14 protein-coding genes and 1 pseudogene are annotated in these 19,195 nt (G+C 63.6%); 2 read left to right on the top strand and 13 right to left on the bottom strand.

What is annotated here, in order from left to right:
* Positions 1 to 4: 4 nt before the first annotated feature.
* The 11 genes from AC5I5I_RS24725 to AC5I5I_RS24675 all read right to left on the bottom strand — a co-directional run bounded on the left by AC5I5I_RS24725 (position 5) and on the right by AC5I5I_RS24675 (position 15,161).
* Positions 5 to 355, bottom strand: a complete 351-nt coding sequence (locus AC5I5I_RS24725) for a RidA family protein (RefSeq protein WP_495977609.1) — start codon at positions 353 to 355, stop codon at positions 5 to 7.
* Positions 356 to 569: 214 nt separating this feature from the next.
* The gene (locus AC5I5I_RS24720; RefSeq protein ID WP_495977607.1) at positions 570 to 2,054 is read right to left on the bottom strand and encodes an NAD-dependent succinate-semialdehyde dehydrogenase; all 1,485 of its coding nucleotides are present in this window, start codon (positions 2,052 to 2,054) and stop codon (positions 570 to 572) included.
* A 39-nt stretch (positions 2,055 to 2,093) separates the two neighbouring features.
* Positions 2,094 to 3,014 (bottom strand): SMP-30/gluconolactonase/LRE family protein, encoded by a 921-nt coding sequence (locus AC5I5I_RS24715; RefSeq protein WP_495977605.1) that lies wholly within the window; start codon positions 3,012 to 3,014, stop codon positions 2,094 to 2,096.
* A gap of 128 nt (positions 3,015 to 3,142) precedes the next feature.
* Entirely contained in the window at positions 3,143 to 4,753 is a 1,611-nt protein-coding gene (locus AC5I5I_RS24710) for an ABC transporter substrate-binding protein (RefSeq protein WP_495977603.1), read from the bottom strand.
* A 52-nt stretch (positions 4,754 to 4,805) separates the two neighbouring features.
* Positions 4,806 to 5,711: an ABC transporter permease gene (locus AC5I5I_RS24705; protein ID WP_495977601.1), complete on the bottom strand. Its 906-nt coding sequence runs from the start codon at positions 5,709 to 5,711 to the stop codon at positions 4,806 to 4,808.
* The gene (locus AC5I5I_RS24700) at positions 5,708 to 6,709 is read right to left on the bottom strand and encodes an ABC transporter permease (protein WP_495977599.1); all 1,002 of its coding nucleotides are present in this window, start codon (positions 6,707 to 6,709) and stop codon (positions 5,708 to 5,710) included. Before AC5I5I_RS24700 ends, AC5I5I_RS24705 begins: the two co-directional genes overlap by 4 nt.
* A gap of 11 nt (positions 6,710 to 6,720) precedes the next feature.
* Complete coding sequence (locus AC5I5I_RS24695; protein ID WP_495977729.1) at positions 6,721 to 7,968, bottom strand: pyridoxal phosphate-dependent aminotransferase; 1,248 nt, start codon at positions 7,966 to 7,968, stop codon at positions 6,721 to 6,723.
* Between the two features lie 13 nt (positions 7,969 to 7,981).
* Positions 7,982 to 8,938, bottom strand: coding sequence for a dihydrodipicolinate synthase family protein (locus AC5I5I_RS24690; RefSeq protein ID WP_495977597.1), 957 nt, complete (start codon positions 8,936 to 8,938; stop codon positions 7,982 to 7,984).
* A 624-nt stretch (positions 8,939 to 9,562) separates the two neighbouring features.
* Positions 9,563 to 11,614, bottom strand: a complete 2,052-nt coding sequence (locus tag AC5I5I_RS24685; RefSeq protein WP_495977595.1) for a hydantoinase/oxoprolinase family protein — start codon at positions 11,612 to 11,614, stop codon at positions 9,563 to 9,565.
* Between the two features lie 3 nt (positions 11,615 to 11,617).
* Positions 11,618 to 13,279 (bottom strand): hydantoinase B/oxoprolinase family protein, encoded by a 1,662-nt coding sequence (locus AC5I5I_RS24680; protein ID WP_495977593.1) that lies wholly within the window; start codon positions 13,277 to 13,279, stop codon positions 11,618 to 11,620.
* Positions 13,280 to 13,361: 82 nt separating this feature from the next.
* A complete protein-coding gene (locus AC5I5I_RS24675) occupies positions 13,362 to 15,161 on the bottom strand; it encodes an ABC transporter ATP-binding protein (RefSeq protein ID WP_495977727.1) in 1,800 nt (599 codons plus the stop codon).
* Between the two features lie 437 nt (positions 15,162 to 15,598).
* Here AC5I5I_RS24675 and AC5I5I_RS24670 point away from each other — a divergent pair, with 437 nt between their 5' ends.
* Positions 15,599 to 16,084 (top strand): Lrp/AsnC family transcriptional regulator, encoded by a 486-nt coding sequence (locus tag AC5I5I_RS24670; RefSeq protein ID WP_495977591.1) that lies wholly within the window; start codon positions 15,599 to 15,601, stop codon positions 16,082 to 16,084.
* A 216-nt stretch (positions 16,085 to 16,300) separates the two neighbouring features.
* Positions 16,301 to 17,184: pseudogene (locus tag AC5I5I_RS24665) on the top strand (SMP-30/gluconolactonase/LRE family protein).
* Positions 17,185 to 17,385: 201 nt separating this feature from the next.
* On the opposite strand, the gene AC5I5I_RS24660 reads toward AC5I5I_RS24665, so the two are convergent.
* Together AC5I5I_RS24660 and AC5I5I_RS24655 are read right to left on the bottom strand one after the other, a co-directional pair.
* Entirely contained in the window at positions 17,386 to 18,255 is an 870-nt protein-coding gene (locus AC5I5I_RS24660; protein ID WP_495977589.1) for a relaxase/mobilization nuclease domain-containing protein, read from the bottom strand.
* Positions 18,256 to 18,434: 179 nt separating this feature from the next.
* Complete coding sequence (locus AC5I5I_RS24655; RefSeq protein ID WP_495977587.1) at positions 18,435 to 18,944, bottom strand: plasmid mobilization protein; 510 nt, start codon at positions 18,942 to 18,944, stop codon at positions 18,435 to 18,437.
* Positions 18,945 to 19,195: the final 251 nt, after the last annotated feature.

The following is a 19,195-nucleotide window of genomic DNA, read 5'->3' as shown; positions in this document are numbered from 1 at the left end:
CGGATCAGCGCGCCGCGATCACGGCGATCTCGACCGTGTACTTCGGTGCCGCCAGCTTCGCCTCCACCGTCGCCCGCGCTGGCGCCTGTCCTGGCGAAACCCAGCTGTCCCAGACCGCGTTCATCTCGCCGAAGGTCGCGATGTCGCTGAGCCAGATATTGGCCGAAAGAACCTTCGACTTGTCGGTACCCGCTTCGGCGAGAAGGCCGTCGATGATTGCCAGAATTTCGGAGGTCTGCTCGGTCACGCTCTTGCCCGCATTCTGCGTCGCGACCTGGCCGGACAGATAGACCGTATTGCCGTGCACGACGACCTTCGACATGCGGGCACCGGTTTGAATGCGTTGAATCGTCATTTATCGAATTCCTTCAGGTCGAGTGGGTAGTTGAACAGAAGTGCACGTAGCGGAGACGTCATTGCAGATGAGAACGATTCGTCGGCGTGGTGAGGTGAAGCGGATCGTGACGGCTTTGCCAACGATAAAAAACGGCTGAGCGTGACTCTATATTCTTTTCCATCGCAGGGTTTCGTGCCGAACTACATTGCAGGAGTTCCGATGGAAGGCGTTTTTAAAGTCCGCCGAGGCAGAGGTATTTGATCTCGAGATAGTCCTCGATCCCGTATTTCGAGCCTTCGCGCCCCAGGCCCGATGCCTTGACGCCGCCGAAGGGCGCCACTTCGGTCGAGATCAGCCCCTCGTTGATGCCGATGATGCCGGCCTCGATCGCCTCTGATACGCGCATGACCCGGCCGACGTCGCGCGTGTAGAAATAGGCGGCGAGGCCGAACTCGGTGTCGTTGGCCAGCCGGATCGCCTCGTCTTCCGTGTCGAACCGAATCAGCGGCGCGAGGGGGCCGAAGGTTTCCTCTCGGAAGAGCTGCGCCGAGCCCGGCACATCCGCGAGGATCGTGGGTTCGAAGAAGTTGTGGCCAAGCGCATGGCGCTTTCCGCCGGCTAGGATGCGGGCGCCGCGCGAGAGGGCGTCCGCGATATGCGCCTCGACCTTGCCGAGCGCGGCCTCGCTGATGAGCGGCCCCTGCGTCACGCCTTCCGTCATGCCGTCGCCGACGCTCAACTGCGCCACTGCCGCCGCGAGCTTTTCGGCGAAGCGCTCGTAGACGCCGCTCTGGACGAGGAAGCGATTGGTGCAGACGCAGGTCTGGCCGGTGTTGCGGAACTTCGAGGCCAGCGCGCCCTTGACCGCCTCGTCGAGGTCGGCGTCGTCGAAGACGATGAAGGGCGCATTGCCGCCGAGCTCCATGCTGGTTTTCTTGACCGTCGGGGCGCATTGCGCCAGCAGGATCGAACCGACGCGCGTCGAGCCCGTGAACGAGAGCTTGCGCACCAGAGGGTTCTCGCAAAGCTCCTTGCCTGTCTCCGATGCCGGACCGGTCACGATGTTGCAGACGCCTGCCGGCATGCCGGCCCGCTCGGCGAGGACGCCGAGGGCCAGCGCCGAGAAAGGCGTCTCGCTCGCGGGCCTGATCACGCCGGTGCAACCGGCGGCCCAACCGGGACCGGCCTTGCGCGTGATCATCGCCGCCGGGAAGTTCCAGGGCGTGATCGCGGCGAAGACGCCGATCGGCTCCTTCTGCACGATGATGCGTTTGCCGGGCAGATGCGCGGGTATCGTGTCGCCGTAGATGCGCTTGGCCTCCTCGCCGTACCATTCGATGAAGCCCGCGGCATAGGCGATTTCGCCCTTGGCTTCGGCGAAAGGCTTGCCCTGCTCGGCCGTCATGATCCGCGCGAGATCGTCCTGGTTCTCCAGCATCAGCTCGAAGAAGCGACGCAGGATGGCCGCGCGCTCCTTGCCCGTGCGGGCGCGCCAGGCCGCCTGCGCGGCGTGGGCGGCCGCGATGGCCTTCGCGACCTGCGGGCGGCCCAAAGACGGAACGGATCCGATCACCGCGCCATTGGCCGGGTCCGTCACGGCGATGGTCGCGCCGTCATCGGCCGAGATCCATTCGCCGCCGATCAGGTTGGCTTGACGAAAGAGGGTTCCGTCCTTGAGCGACGGTGAGGCGATGGCGGAAGCCGCGGTCGTGGTCATGAGCATCTCTCTATCGCTTGGGAAGCTACTTGCGCCGTTTCAGTGTATTGTCTGAAAGGGAAGACGCAGGCCGGGCTCCCTCCAGGTCAGTTCTGCGAGACGGCCCGTGCAGGACAGCGTGATCCAGGCGGTGCGCATGTCCGGCCCGCCGAAACAGATATTGGTAGGCATGATGTCGGGCATCGCCATGACGTCGAGGATGTCGCCATCGGGAGAGATCGTCGTGATTTCGCCGGCTATCAGGGTCGCGACCACGATATTGCCGGAGGCCGCGATGGCCAGGCTGTCCAGGCGGCGATAGCCGGGCAGCTGGCAGACGAGGCGCCCGCCATGCGGGCTCGGCCAAGGCCGCTTCCTGAGCACGCCGGAGCCGCCAATGTCCCAGGCCCAGAGGCGCCCGGTCTCGGTTTCCGCAACATAGACGGTCTTGCCGTCCGGGGACACGCCGACGCCGTTCCCGCCGCCGGGGATCGGGTGGGCGGCCTCCACGATGTGGGATCCATCGGCCGCGGCCCAATAGAGGCCGCCGTGATCGCGATCGCGCGGCCGGGATTTTCCGAGATCGGTGAACCAGAAACCGTCCTGGCCGTCGAACATCAGGTCGTTGGGGCCGCGAAGCCGGTGATCGCCGACGCGGTCGTAGAGACGCTTGACCTCGCCCGTCCGGGGATCGACGGTCTCGATCCGGCCGGTTTCGTAATCGGCCGACGGCGCGACGGGGCGCAGATTACCGTCCGTCTCCGCGAAGGTGAAGCCGCCATTGTTGCAGACGTAGAAGAGGCCGTCCGGCCCGACCGCGAGTCCGTTCGGACCACCCGGCACATCGGCGATCGTCGAGGTCGAACCGTCAGGCCCGACACGCGCGATGCGCTGAGCCGCGATCTCGACGAGAGCGACGCCGCCATCGGGCATCGCGACCGGCCCCTCGGGAAAGCGCAGGCCTTCGGTGACAATCCTCATTCCGTTCCGTCTCCGAACCTGCTCGGCAATGGCTTTCGTTATAGAGAGAAACCAGCCGGATGCCGGCACATGGCGGCATCCGGCTGGAGAGTACGGACACGTTGATGCTGGCCGATGGCGTGCGCCGTTCAGCCGGGGACGACGAAGGCGTGCGCCATGTTGCCCTCCAGGCCGTCGGCGGTCACCGAATGGCCCCAGGCGCGCTTGTTGTAGATGGTCGTCCAGACGGGGACTCCGATTACGTATTCGGGGACTTCCGTCTTGATGATGGTCTGGAACTCGACGAATTGCTCGCGCCGCTTCTTCTCATCGAGTTCCACGGCCGCTGCCTCCAGCAGCTCGTCGACGCGGGCGTTCCTGTAACCCGCCCCGTTGCTCGCATGCACGCCCTTGCGGATGTTCTTGGACCAGTACAGGCGCTGAACACCCACGGTCGGATCGAACAGGTTGCTGATCGTGCTCGCCGTGATCTCGAAATCCCGATCGCCGTAGATGCGCTTCGAATAGGCCGACGCGTCCGAGCTTCTCAGCTGAAGCGAGACCCCGACCCGGTTGAACGCCGCGCGGAGGAACTCGCCCAGCCGAACGCTCTCGCCGGTGAGCGGACTGACGTCGAAATTCATCCGGAAGCGGACGTTGTCCTTCCCGCGGGGATACCCCGCCTCATCCAGAAGGGCCTCGGCCGCCTTGACGTCGAAGGTCCAGGGACCAGGCGTCGGATCGTGATAGGCTTTGAGGAACGGCGCGATCGGAGACTCGTTGGGCGCCAGCATGTTGTAGAAGACGACGCGGCAAATGACGTCGCGATTGATCGCCCGCGCCAGGCCCTGGCGAACCTTCACGTTCGACAGGATCGGGTTATCGAGATTGAAGGTGATCGGTATGACGTTGTTCGAATAGGCGTAGCCGTCTTGCGTGAAGCGCAGATGCGGCACTTTCTTGAGCCGCTCCACATCGTTGAGCGGGACCAGAGTCCGATAGGTCGCATCGGCCGACTGCGTTTCGAGCGCGACGGCGCTGGCTGCCGCATCGGGTACGAACTTGATGATGAGCTGGTCCAGATAGGGCCTGGGCTGGTCCCAGTACGCTTCGTTGCGCAGGTAGACGACGTGGCTGCCTCGCACCCATTCCTTGAACTTGAAGGGTCCGGTGCCGATCGGCGCGCGCACGTTGGCGTTCGACGCGGGGTCGGTCCCCTCATAGATATGCTTGGGCACGATCGGCGTCTCGGCCGCGCACAAGGCGCGGATCATATACGGCACCGGCCGGTTCAGCTTCAGAATGGCCGTCAGCGCATCCGGCGTCTCGACCCGGTCCAGTTGCGCGAACGTGCTGCGCGCGCGCGGATGCACCTCGCGGATCTTCATCAGGCTGTAGGCGACGTCGGCGGAGGTGAAATCGCGTCCGTCATGCCATTTCACGTTGGGACGCAGCTTGAACTCGTAGCTGAGGCCGTCGGCGCTCACCGTCCAGGCCGTCGAGAGCTGAGGCTGCGGCTCCATCGCCTGGTTGAACCAGAGCAGCCCCTCCGTGACCTTGGCGCTGACATGCAGGCTGTTGGTGTCGGCGAACGACACCAGCGATGTCGGCTCCCGGTCGAACAGCAACGTCATCGTGCCGCCGCGGACAGGCTGCGGAGGCGTGTCCTGCGCCTGAGCCGGGCCGATGCCGATCGCGGCCGATGCGGCGAGCAAGGCGATCGCCTCGCGGCGCGATAATTGGTCGAAACTCTTTTCCATTGTGTGCTCCCCTGGTGCTGCTGCGGTCGAAGGCAAAGAGATCGGTGCGCGTTCAGCTGTTTCCACGCCTCGGATTGAGCAGATCATTCAGTCCGTCTCCGACGAGATTGAGCGAAAGCACGGTCAGCGAAATGGCCAGACCGGGGATCGCGGAGAGGTACCAGCTGGAGCGAAGCAGCAGCCGGCCGTCGCGGATCATCGTGCCCCAGCTCACGACGCTGGGGTCCCCGAGGCCGAGGAACGACAGCGCCGCCTCGATAAGGATAGCGTTCGCGACGAGCACCGAGATCGTGACCACGATGGGCGCCATCATGTTCGGCAGGATTTCACCGAAGATGATCCGCGGCACCGAGTAGCCGAGCACCTTGGCGCTGAGAACGAATTCGGCCCCGCGAAGTCCGCGGAATTCCGCTCGAACCAGACGGCCGATCACGGGCCAGGAGGACAAGCCAGCGGCGAAGGCGATCATCCCGATCGTGGGCCCCCCGATCACCACGATCACGATGACCAGAAGGAAGCTTGGGACGGTCTGGAAGAGCTCCATCAGCCGCAAGCCGGCCGCATCGACGCGGCCGCCGAAATAACCACTGAACGCGCCGACCAGCACACCGATCGCCAGGCCGACGCTCGCGGCCGAGAGACCGACGAAGAGCGAAACGCGGGCGCCCCAAACGAGCCCCGATACGATGTCGCGTCCGAGGCTGTCGCTGCCGAGCGGGAAACCCGCGGCGGTCCCCGGCCATATCAAGGCGTCCGTGACGATATCCTGCGGATCGTAAGGAGCCAGCCAAGGCGCGCCGATGGCGAGAACGACGACCAGGAGAAAGATCATCGTCCCGATCAGGAAGGCGGGATTCCCGACCACAATACGGCCGACCCTGCGCAGCACGCTTTGGCTGCCCCGGCTCGAACCATGCACGCCGACGGACGCTCCCGAATGTTCTGAATCGGTGGTCATGTCTGGTCTCGTATCCGAGGGTCGAGCAGTGCCTGAACCAGGTCGACCGTATAATTAGCGATGATCACCAGCATGGCGGACAGCAACAGGACGCCGAGGAGCAGATTGAAGTCGCGCCCCTCCACGGCCTCGACTGCCAGACGACCCATGCCGGTCCAGCCGAAAACCGATTCGACGACGATCGCGCCGCCCAACAGGTTGCCGATATGCAGTCCGGCCATCGTCGTGACGGGGATCAGCGCATTTCTGACCGCATGCCGCCTGTAGATCAGCAGGGGGTTGAGCCCCTTGGCGACGGCCGTGCGGATGTAGTCCTGCATCTGGACCTCCAGCAGCGTGGCGCGCATCAGTCGCGCATAGATCGCGATGAAGAAGGACGACATCGCCAAGGCGGGCATGACGAGGTAGCGGGCCCGGTCCGCGTAATAGGCCCAGCCGTCCAACTGGACCCCGAGCGTCTCACTGCCATGGTCCGGGAGCCAACCCAATTTGACCGAGAACAGGATGATGGCCATCAGGCCGATCCAAAACCCCGGCGTGGAATAGAGCACCAGCACGACGAAGGAGAGTAGCTGGTCGGGCCATCGCCCGACATTGGCCGCCATGATCGCCCCCAGGACGACGCCGATCACCAGGGCCAAGCCCAGGGCGAAGACCATCAGCGCCAGGGTGTTGGGCAGCCGCTCGACGATCAACGCGGTGACGGGACCGCCATAGCGGGTCGAGGTTCCCAGATCGAGCCGGACGAGGTGTGCGATGTAATTGAAAAGCTGCGTCAGAACGGCTTGATCGAGACCGAACCGCTCGCGAAGCGCCGCCATGCTTTCCGCGGTAGCAGAGCCCGACTGGGCAGCGAGCACATCAGCCGCATCTCCAGGCACCAGCTGCAGGAACAGGAAACAGAGGATCACGATCCCCAGAATCGTGGGAACCGCCTTCATGGCCGCAACGGCGGTCATGAGGACCAGGGAATAAAGCAGTGACGCGACACGCTTCATAGGCGGCTGCCTTATGACAAGCTGGAGCAGAAATTTCGAATGCGCGCGCAACCTTCGGTGAGCTGATTGTCGGATCCGGCGAACGAAACCCGAAAATGCGAAGCGACGCCGAAGGCGATGCCCGGAACGACGGCGACGCCCGCTTCGCTCAGCAGCTCGAGCGCGAAATCATAATCGTCGGCGATGATCTTTCCGGAGACGGCGCGGCGGCCGACGACCTTTCCACAAGCCGGGAACGCATAGAACGCCCCTTCAGGCGATCCGCAGTCCAGCAAGGGGATATGACGGAGCAGACCGACGACGAGATCGCGCCGCCGCCGGAACTCGTCGCGGCGCTCGGCGATGACGTCTTGCGTCCCCGTCAGCGCCTCGACCGCTGCCCATTGAGTGATTACCGAGGCGCCCGAGGTCTGCTGGACCTGCGCCTTCTCCATGGCCTCGATCAGCTTGACCGGACCGGCAGCGTAGCCGAGCCGCCAGCCCGTCATCGAATAGGCTTTCGACAGCCCGTTCATCGTCAGGGTCCGGTCGTAAAGGCGCGGCTCGACTTCGGCAATCGTGCGGAAAGGCTGATCGACATAGATTATGTGCTCATACATGTCGTCTGTTAGGATCCAGACATCGGGATGCCGCAGCAGGACATCGGCGATCGCCTGCAGCTCGGCCTTGCCGTAGACGGCGCCGGTCGGGTTCGACGGCGAGTTCAGGATAAGCCAGCGCGTGCGCGGCGTGATCGCCGCTTCCAGCGTCTCGGCGCTCAGCTTGAAACGGTCGCTCTCGGCGGTCTGCACGAAAATCGGTACGGCGCCGCAGAATGTCACGATGTCCGGGTAGGACACCCAATAAGGCGCGGGAACGATGACCTCGTCGCCGGCATTCAGGGTCGAGACCATCGCGTTGAAGATGATCTGCTTGCCGCCGGTGCTGGCGATCGTCTGGTTCGCGGCGTAATCTAGGCTGTTATCGCGCCTGAATTTCTGCGCGATGGCACTCCGCAGAGCCGGAATGCCGGCAATCGGCGTGTATCTGTTCTCACCGCGGCGAATGGCGGCGATCGCGGCATCCTTGACGTTTTCGGGCGTGTCGAAATCGGGCTCGCCCATGCTCAGCGAGATCACGCTGCGGCCTTGGGCCGCCAGCGTGCGCGCCCTCGCGCTCATGCCAATGGTCGCCGGCTCCTCGACGCTTTCGAGCGCACGCGACAAGACGAGCCCGGCTTCGTTGGAAAACTTGGCATCCAAGGCGGCAATTTGCGGCATCATGGCACTCATCTCATGCAACGCAAGAAGCGGCGAGCGGCGAAGACAACAACGCGCCGACGGCCCGGCCGACCTCGCCCGCCCGGGCCTGATCAAGGCTCATCTGCGGCGGCCGGACACGCAGCCAGCCGGCTTGGCCGTGAAGATGGGCCAAAGCCGACTTGACCGAGGAAATCTGGGCATGGCCGGACGTCAAACGACGCGCTTCGGTAATGCGCCGCTGCAGGGCGTCGACACGCTCGGCCTGAGCCCGATCGCAATTATGTCGATAGATCTCGGCAAGGTCGCGCGCGACGAAATTGCTGGTCGCGGTGATGCAGCCGGCGCCGCCGATCGCCAGGGTCGGCAACATCAAGGGATCGGCTCCGACGAGAACCGGGAAGCCCGGAAGCTGCTCGATCAGAGCGGTCGCATTCGCAAGATCGGCAGATGAGTCCTTGATGCCCGCGATGACGCCGCCGAACCGGTCGAGCAACCGCCGGACCACCGCCGGCGTGATGGCGACGCCGCTCATCTGCGGAATATGATAGAGCACCGCCTGTAAAGCCGGGTCGTTCACGCGGTCGACGATGAAGGAATAGCTCGACACGAGCGCGTCCTCCGCCACGTTTCTGTAGTAGAACGGCGGAAGCATCAGCACGCGGTTCACGCCGCAGGACAGCGCATGACGCGTGAGCTCGATCGTGTCGAACACCGATGCGGCGCCGGTGCCGGGCGCCAGCCTGGCGGGCTCGATACCCGCGGCGACGACCTTTTCAAGTATCTCCATGCGCTCGCGCGTCGTGAAGGAGGTCGCCTCGCCAGTCGTTCCCAACAGCGCAATACCGTCGCAACCGTCGACAAGCAGATTTTCGGCATGCAGCGCCAGCAATGCGTGATCGACAGAGAGGTCGGCGTTGAGCGGCGTCGCAGCCGCACAGAAAACGCCGTTGAGCGCCTCACGACCGGGTTCGGCTGGACTGCCTGCCATGATGTCTCGTTTCATCGTTCAAACGGCGCCGGATCTGGTGACGACCGAAAGGCTTCGTTCAGACGTCGCCTGACACGGATTTTATCAAGTTGAGCGCCCAAAATGGAATATCGTATTTTTTATAAGGCCTATTTTAGCGTTTCGAACTAATTCGAGAGCATTACGGTCCGTCCGCTGGCCCGCAAGGGATCACATGTCCGGCCTTTTGGATTTTTCGTTCACCGCGAGGCCAGGACCGCGATCTGGGGACATCATGGAAGCTGCCTGCCGCACGGTTTGCGCAGGGACCCGTTGGGCGACGACAAGCCCGTTTCCTGGCTGTCGCGCCGTCTTTCCCGAAGATCGCTTCATCGAGACACGGCGCCATGGCATACCGTCGCAGCGGCAGTTTGCTGTCCGGCCGCGCGCGTCACGCTTGCACCAAAGGGCTCGCAGGCATGGCGATGCGTGGAGCGGGTCAGGTCGTCGCCGCGAGACGATCTTCGGCGATGTGTCGAGGAAGGCACGCCTGAATCACGAAGGCGGAAGGCCACGAAATTCGCCTTCCGCTGTGAATGAGCGCTCGCGACACCTCATGCCGGCGATGGACGGCCGAGCGGCAGGCGATCCGCCTTCGCCTCGCGTTCAGCCGATCGCGATGTCGAGCCAGCCCTTGTCGTCCACACGCGCCACATCGTTTTCGCCGATGACGACGGTCGTCGTTTCGGATTCGACGATCGCGGGTCCTGTGATGTGCTGACGCGCCGCCAGATCGGGGAGCTGGTATACGGCGGTCCGCCTCCAGCGGCCGAAGAAGGCGTCGCGATAGCTGGGCTCGGCCGGCTTGCGCAACGTTGCGACCGTCATCAGCTCGTTTCCGGCGGACGATATGCCCACTGCCGCGACCCTGGCATTGGCGAACACCACCTCCTGCTCGGGCGAGGAGTAGGTGTACAGTTCGGCGTGCCGGCGATGATAGGCGTTCTCGATGTCCTGAACCAGATTGTCGCCGTCCCAGGCCATGTCGTCGAGCCGCACGTCGATCGCAAAGATTTGCTCGCCATAGCGCATCTCTCCCCAGCGCTCGAAGCGAAGGGGCCCGTCGAACCAGCCCTTTACCTGATCGCGGGTCCGCGCCTCCAGATCGTCGAACAGCGAACGCAACGAGGCCGCGTCGGCACGGCGCCCCCCGGCATTGAAGAAGGTCTGCGAGAGTTCGAAACGCAGATCGCTCTGGAGCATGCCCCAGGCCGAGAGCACCGAGGCGACGTTCGGCACGAGGACGCGCTTGATCTCGAGCTCGCGCGCGACCTCGGCGACATGCAGCCCGGCCGCCCCGCCGAAGCTCAACAGGGCGAACCGCCTGGGATCGACGCCGCGCCGCAAGGTGACGATGCGCACGCCGTCGGCCATCTTCTGATTGATCAGGCGATATATTCCGGCGGCCGTCTGATGGCTCGACAGGCCCAGCTGGCCCGCCAGGGCTTCGATCGCGCGCTCGGTCGCCTGCCGGTCCAGTTGCCGCTTTCCGCCGAGAAATTTGGCCGGGTCGAGATAGCCGAGCGCCAGGTTGGCGTCGGTAACCGTTGCCTTGGTCCCGCCCCGGCCGTAGCAGGCCGGCCCGGGAACGGAACCCGCGCTTTCAGGCCCGACATGCAGCGTGCCGCCCGCATCTACGCTGGCGATGGAGCCACCGCCGGCTCCGACGCTGGCGATGTCGAGGCTTCGCAGCGCAATGCGCTCACCGGCGAGGCCGCCAGCCGACGTCAGCGACGTGACGCCGCCGGCGATCAGCGACACGTCGGTGCTGGTTCCACCCATGTCGAAGGGCACGATGTCGTGCGTGTCGAGAAGGGCGGCGCAGCGCAGCGCGCCGGCGATGCCGCCGGCCGGGCCCGAGAGGACGGTCGCCGCCGCGAGACGGCCGGCCTGCTCGATCGGCACCATGCCGCCATGCGAGAGAATGACGAACAGATTGCCGAAAAACCCGTGTTCGCCGAGGCGGTTCTTCAGCCGCCTGAGATATTTCTGCACCGCCGGGCCGACATAGGCGTTCACGACCGTGGTCGAGATGCGCTCGTATTCCTTGATCTCCGGCAGAACTTCGCTGGACCGGGAGACATAGAGCTCGGGCAGGGCCTTCCGCAGAGCCTCGACAGTCTCGATCTCGTGCCGCGGGTTGCGATAGGCATGCAGATAGCACACAGCGACCGAGTTCACGCCCAGCGCCTTGATCTTCTCGATGGCCTGCGAGAGCGAGGCGCGATCCAGCGGCGTGCGAACCTCGCCGGCGGCATCGATGCGCTCGACGACGCCGAGGCGACGGTGGCGCGCAACCAGCGGCTCGATCGGCGCCATGCGGAGGTTGTAGCGATCCGGCTTCAGCCCCTCTCGCATCTCCAAGATGTCACGATGCCCTTGCGTGGTCAGCAAGGCGACCTCCGCCCCCTTGCGTTCCAGCAAGGCGTTTGTTGCGACTGTCGTCCCGTGGACGAAACGTTCGGTTCGAGACAGCAGTTCGCCGGCCGTTAGGCCAAGATGCCGCGCCAGGTCCTCGATGCCGGCGATGACGCCGGCCGATTGATCCTCGAGCGTCGAGGGCGATTTGGTAAAGGTGACGACGCCTTCGCCGGAAATCGCGACAAGATCGGTGAAAGTGCCGCCGACATCGACGCCCAGAACGTAGGTGGTGGACATGGCTCAGCCTTCTCCGACTTCGGCGCTGGTCGTCATCTCGTTCAGGGCATCCAGGCGCCGAGCCTGAGGATCGCGCTCGTCCGGAGCTCCCCAGCCGCCGCCGCCGGCCGACCTGACCTCGATCTTAGCGCCGGCGGGGATCGAAACTCCGACTTCCTTAGTTCGAAACACGCGCGGCTCCATTCCTGCCGCGAGAAGGCGATACGCATGCGGCGCGCCGTCCTGGCCGCCCAGCATTCCCGTCGCGCCGTATTTCACGCCGTCGCCGGCCGTATTGGCCTTCGCCGGCTGCTGCGTCTCGATGCACAGATCGAGCGCCACGCCCAGTCCGCCGCGATATTTGCCGTCGCCGCCGCTGTCCGGCAGGAATTCATGCCGCTCAAAGAACAGTGGAAACCGGACTTCGGCATCCTCGATGCTGCCGAACTTCGCGGCGCCCGCGCTCGGCCAGTCTCCGACCGACGACCAGCCGTCGCCCGAGGACGATCCGCCGCCGCCCGGCCGGGCGTGGAAGAGATGCCAGATGAAGTCCTTGTCCGTGCGCGGATCCACACCCTGTATCGCGATCCTGAAGCGCTTGCCCCAGCCGGCCATTGTCTGCCCCGGACAGGACTGGCTCAGCGCCTTGATCACCGCCTCGGCGATCTCGCTCGCCGGGTGATTGGTGCACATGGTCACGGCATGACCGGGATCGGGAAGGACGATGGTGCCCTGTTTCAACTTCACCGACAGGACCCGGAACGTACCGGAGTTCTTCGGAATAGCAGGATCGAGCAAGTAGGCCAGCGCCATGACGACCGCTGACTGCGTGTTGGCATAGGGCGAGTTGACGAAGCTTTCGGTCTGCGCGGCAGAGTCCGTCAGGTCCACCTCGATATCGCCGCCACGCTTGGTCACCGTCGCGGCGATCCGCAGATCGGTATTGCCTCGCCCGTCATCGTCGAGAAAGGCCTCGCCGTGGAAGACGCCGTCCTCCCAACCCTCGATCTGATGCCTGGCCTGGCGCTCGGAGGAATCGAGGATCGCATCGATGGCGTGCATGACGAGAGCGGAGCCGAACTCGCGAAAGAGCTGGATCAGCCTTTTTTCGCCCAGGCGGGCCGAGCCCACCATGGCTGCGAGATCGCCCTTGAAATCGCGCGGATGGCGCACGTTGAGCGCCAGGAGATCGACGAGATCGTCGCGCTGCCGCCCTCCCTCGCAGAGCAGCAGCGGGGGCACGCGCAGCCCTTCCTGGTAGATTTCAGTTGCCCCGGCGTTGTAGCCGCCATAGGTGGCGCCCCCGATGTCGCTGTGATGCGCGCGCACGACAGCCCATAGCAGCCTCTGCTCGCCGTCGAAGACGGGTACGAACGCCGTGAGATCCGGCAGGTGGCTGCCGCCGTGATAAGGATCGTTAAGAAGAAAGACGTCGCCCGGTCCGATCGTCTCGAAACGCTTTTCGACGGCCTCGACCGCATAGGACAGGGCGCCGATATGGATCGGGATATGATCGGCCTGCGCGACAAGCCGGCTGTTTCGATCACAGATCGCGATGGAGTAGTCCCGGCTCGAATTGAGGATCTGCGAGTAGGATGTCCTCAGCATCGCCTCGCCGACCTCATCGACGATCGCGCGCAACCGATGCTGAACGACGGATCTCGTGATGGGATCGAGCGCGGTCATGATGTCACCCTCAGGGTCGGAAATGGCCGGCCATGCCGGCATGCCAGGGGACCGGCACGTCGCCGGCCTCTCGAAGCAGCTCTCAGTCGCACAAGACCAGATGTCCCTCGCCGACCTGCTCGTAGCGCCGGCGCACGGGCTCGTAGCCCAGAGGCCGGATCGGACTTTTGATCTCTTCGTCGGCCGGCGAGGCGCGTGTGCCGCGCAACTCCGGATCGGCGACCGGCACCGCCGAAAGCAGCCGCTTCGTATAGGCGTGGCGCGGATTCTCGAAGATGGCTGAGCGCGGCCCGATTTCGACGATCTCGCCGAGATACATCACGGCGACGCGGTGGCTGACCCGCTCGACCACCGCCATGTCGTGCGAAATGAACAGATACGACAGGCCGAGGCTATGCTGAAGATCCAGCATGAGATCGACGACCTGAGCCTTGATCGACACATCTAGGGCAGAAACGGCTTCGTCCGCGACCAGTATCTTGGGGCCGAGGCACAGCGCGCGCGCGATGCAGATACGCTGACGCTGACCGCCTGAGAACTCGTGGGGGTAACGCCAGATCATGTCGGCGCTCATCCCGACGCGCTGCAGCATGTCCGCCGCCTTGTCCTCCGCCTGCCGAAGATTGGCCGCGAGGCCGTGAATGCGCATGGGACGCCCGATCGCCTCGCCGATCGTCTTGCGCGGATTCAGGCTGGCGAACGGATCCTGGAAGATCATCTGGATGCGGCGCGCCAGGCCTTCCTCTGCCGGCGCGCCTGCCTCGTCGGGCTCAGTCGCGCCCAAGGCGATCGCACCGCCCGTCGGCTTCACCAGGCCGACGATGGCACGGCCGGTCGTGGATTTGCCGCAGCCCGACTCGCCGACGACCGACAGCGTTTCGCCCGGCTGCATCGTGAAGGACACGCTCTCGACCGCATGGACCTGTCCGATCACGGATTGCATGAGCCCGGCCCGGATCGGGTAACGCACTTGCAGGTTCTCGACCTTCAGGATCGGGGGGCAGGCGGTTTGGCGCGTGTCAGCTGCGGGCGTCGCCCCCGGCGCCGCCGGCGCAGCGGCCGCAAAGCGCTTCGGCAGCGCCTCCCCTGCCATGGAGCCGAGCTTGGGAATAGCGGCCAACAGCGTCTGGGTATAGGCCACGCGGGGATGGCGGAAAATGTCCCGCGTCGATCCCGCCTCGACGATCCGCCCCTTGTTCATGACGATCGTCCGGTCGGCGATCTCGGCTACGACGCCCATGTCATGCGTGATGAACAGGACCGCCATATGCTCTTCCGCCTGCAAGGCACGGATGAGATCGAGGATCTGCGACTGGATGGTCACGTCTAACGCCGTCGTCGGCTCGTCGGCGATCAACAGCTTCGGGCTGCAGGCGAGCGCCATGGCGATCATCACGCGCTGGCGCATGCCACCCGACATCATATGGGGATGCTGCCCTGCCCGGGACTTGGAATCGGGAATCCGAACACGATCGAGCAGGCGTACCGCCTCAGCTTCGGCGGCGGATCGCGACAGCGAGCGATGCGTGCGCAACGCCTCCGATATCTGCAGGCCCACGGTCAGGACCGGATTGAGGCTCGTCATTGGCTCCTGGAAAATCATGCCGATCTCGTCGCCGCGCACCGACCGCATCTGCGCTTCGGTCAGGGGGAGCAGATCGCGACCCTGGAGTGCGATGCGGCCCTCGATCCGCGACTGCCCTTTCCTCAGGAGCCTCATGATCGACATCGCGGTGACGCTCTTGCCCGAGCCGGATTCGCCGACGATCGCAACTGTCTCGTTCGCCGCAACGTCGAACGAGACGTCGTGCACGACCGGGAGCCAACCCTCGGCACCTTTGAAGGACGTCTTCAGGGCCTGCACCGACAGCACCGGCGTCATCGACACCAAAGCATCCGCGCCGCGCTGCGTGCCGTCCTCCGACCCAAGACCGTCGCCGCGTTGCGTTGGCATCGTCAGATAGCCTCCGAATTCTCAACTCGCTCGACGTGAACGGATATCCGGGCACAGATCCAGCCCGAAACATCAGTAGGCCTTCGCGTCTCAGCGTCCGACACGGGTCAAGTGGGGCCAAGAGGGCCAAGACACTGACCAGCTAGATCACGAGCCAAGGGATTGCAATGCTAGCAAGGCGTAACGATTTTCGACTTTATCGATGCAAACGCCACAAAATTGGATTATTATTCCAACTGAAACCGTATAGCACTCAGGCGACCAATGCCACCTCGGGCCACGGGCTGCGATTTGGCGTAACTCACCAAAGGCGAAGCGACATCGAACCCATGGGTTTGTCACCATAGCGACGAGGACGAGAGATCATGGACGCGACGGAACCGGCAGGGAAACGTGTCGATGAACGCGACATTCGCATCCTGATGGCGTTGCAGGACGATGCGCGGATTTCCAACAAAGACCTCGCAAAGCAGGTCAATCTGACGCAGACTCCATGCTTGCGGCGCGTCGCCTTGCTTGAGAAAGAAGGATATATCAAGCGATATAAGGCCGTTATAGATTACCATAAACTTGGCTATTCGATCAGAGCCTTCGTTTTCGCGACCAGGAAAAGAGATTATAATAAGGACGAAGTCTGGTCGAAAGTGGCCGAGATACCAGAAGTAATTTCATGCTATATCATAAGCGGCGAGCATGATATGATCGCAGAAGTCATCGCTAAAGATATGCAAGATTACAGCGCAATTCTCATGAAGAAAATAAATGGCATAGATGGTATATATGACGCAAGAAGCATGTTTGCCATGGAAACATTGAAGACAGAAGCGTCTTTTTCTCTTGCTATAAAATAGACAATATCAATTTTTTCAAACAGCAAACATCATCGTTGCCTCCTCCATCTTTCGACCGATGCGAGCCGGATCGTCCCAGCATCGCGGGTGGATGGAGATCGACGTTCGCAGGTTTGAAGGACTCGGGCGAAAGGCGATACGCGAAGCGTCGGTGGGCGAATGGCCGGTTCGTGACATCGAGCCCGGTTGTTCATATCAAGCCACAGGAGGCGCGACATGAAGGACGTACGGCACGATATCAGGGTCTTTCACAAGGGAGATGACCTCGTCGGCGAGTGCCCCACCTGGAACGTCGAGGAGAACGCACTCTACTGGGTTGATACGCGCCGTCCCTTGATCCGCCGGCAGCAGGACGGCGGCAACCCGCATACCTGGTCCCTTCCGACGGGAATGGGCGCGTTCGCCTTTCGCGCGACCGGTGGCATCGTCGCCGGAATGCAGAACGGGTTCGACTTCATCGACCTCGATACGGGCGTCGTAACGCCGATCCACAACCCGAGCCAGACAGGCCCGCGAACCGGCTCAACGACGGAAAATGCGACGCAAAGGGGCGGTTCTGGTGCGGCTCGCGCGATGGAAGGGGCGTCGATCGAACCGGATCGCTGTATCGCCTCGATCCCGATCTGACATGCCATCGCATGGACACGGGCATCATCATCTCCAACGGCACGGCGTTCTCGCCCACAGAGCCGGTGTTGATCTAGGGCGATTCGGCCGGCGAAACGCTATACCGCTACGATTTCGAGCTTGATACGGGCGCTGTCAAGAACCGGCGCACGTTTATCGACACCCGCCATATGCCGTGGCGGGTCGATGGAGCCAATTTCGACGACGAAGGCTACTACTGGTGCGCCCTCGTCTACGACTGGTCGGTCGCGCGCTTCGATCCGCAAGGGCGGCCTGACCGTCTGGTGCAGTTGCCGACGCACTGCCCGACGATGTGCTGTTTCGGGGGGCCCGATATCGACATACTCTACATCACCACAGCGAGTACGTTCCTCAGTGAAACCGAGCGCGCAAGCCAGCCGCTGGCGGGCTCGGTGTTGTCGATCCATGGGCTCGGCTGCCGCGGCTTGCCACCGACCCGCTTTGCTGGCTGAGGCCGTGCTGGTCTTGGCCTTGAGGATCATGGCGTGGGTGCAGATCCTCCGCCGAATCATCGTTAGGTCGAGCATGATGTCTGCAATTCAGGCTCGGCCAATTCAGCAGATCGCGGCTAATTCCATTTAGCGTTTCATAAGACATTCATCGATCGAGTGACTTGCTTTAGCCGCGCGTATAATTTGCGGTTCAAACCACAATCACCGCTTCTTGTCGATACGCGCCGTTGGCTTGGTTGAAGCCTCGAGATCCAGCCGAGCTTGCCGCGCTACTGAGTTTAGCTTCCGCATCAATTGCTCCCGCCGGGTCTCCGGATCAGGCATCTTCGCCACAAAATCCCTCACCTTCAACGCCAGAGCCCGATCGCTGGCCTTTCCTGTCCTCTCGAGTTCCTTGGCATGAGCGAGATACTGAGCCCGTATCTTAACCTGCCGCTCACGAGCCTTCGCCTCCCATGGTCGCGATTCCAAGGCGCCGCCCTTCGCCGCTCGAACGACATCTGCCCGAGCATTCTTGTCCGTCTCGGGAACGACGCCGCGACGCCGCAGCGCCACTACCGTTCCCTTGTCGTGTTTGCGCACCTTGCCTCGCGTCCGACGCGGTGTCGCCTCAGCCGCAACGCCGCGTATCCGAAGCTCGCTGGCGAACCGCTCGCGCCAGGTTGCCAGATCAGCCTTTCGCGGATTCAGGCGCTTCCCGCTGTAGCCCTGCGAACGAACCGTCAGATGAACGTGCGGATGTTTCTCGTCGAGATGCTGGACGAAGACATAGTCGTAATTCGCTCCAAAGGTCTCGATCGCGAACGCCCGCACGGCATCCTTCACCGCGATCGGATCGGTTCCCGGCGGCATCGAAAGGATGATATTGACCGAGACCGTGCCGTCGCGACGCCGCTTATCGTCGAGCACAGTGTCCTCAGTCCAGCGCGACTGCAGGTCCTTGAGACCTTCTCTGCCCTGCATGAGCGAGCCCTGTTCGGTCTCCGCCGTCAGCTCGCCATTGCGCATGATGTATTCGAGATGGGATTTGAGATGTCCGGCGTCTTTGGTGCGCCCGGTGATCTTGACCATCACCTCCGGCGCACGGCCGACTATGCGCTCGAGACGGGCCCGCATCGCCGGCGTGCCCCGCTGCGGAGCGACCGGATCGGGAATGTCGGCCTCGGACACGCGTGGCCGTCGCACCGGCGTCCGCCAGACATAGGAGATCGGCGGCAGGTCATCGAGCAGTTCCTGAGCACCCTTGCTGCTCATCGGCGACCCTCCCAGTAGGTGCTGGTTCGGTCTAGCACTTCCTTTAACTCGCCCTGCAGCGCCTCCAACGCCCCGCGCGCATCATCCAGCCCGGATCTGGAGCCGCCCGCCGTGCCGTCGCCGCTATTCGCGGCCCTGGCAATCTGGTTGATGTTACCGCCGATCCGATTGAGCTCGCGCGCAATCGACCGCAACGCCTCGCGCTCTCCGTCCGACTGCTGCGCCGGAGCGCCGAGTCGCGACCGAACCAGCGACGTGATCCATTGCGTCCGCGTCATCCCGCGCGCCGCAGCCATCTCGCCAAGCTGACGCAACTCGCTCTCCCGAAAGCGCACCGTCACCTTCTGCGGGGCGCCGACCGCGACCGGTGCGCGCTTCGATTCCGGTGCGCCGACAGCGCTCTCGAGCAACCGGCGGATCAGGGCCGACTTGCCGCCTTCGGTCGCCGCCAGAGCAGCGAACTGCAGCGCCAACTCGTCCGAAACCCGCAATGTCAGCGTTGGCATCCGAGCGCTCCATCGCTGCGGCAAAAACCAGCGACGCGCCGAAGCGCATCGCAACGCCAATTTGACGTAATAATCCGCTGGCGGCAAGCCTATCCTGCACTAGGATAGAACCCAAAGACTCTCCACCATCCACCTCGGTTAACGATTCGAAAAGGTGCAACTGCTGCCGTATGGGAACAGCCCACAGCGAACCACCACGTCGAGGTCTGGAGGATCAACCGGGCCGGGGAAGAAGCGTGGTTCAAACCACA

The organism is Pseudorhodoplanes sp., from assembly GCF_059499825.1.
The sequence above is the reverse complement of the archived record's forward strand: the minus strand, read 5'-3'. Positions and strand labels throughout refer to the sequence as shown.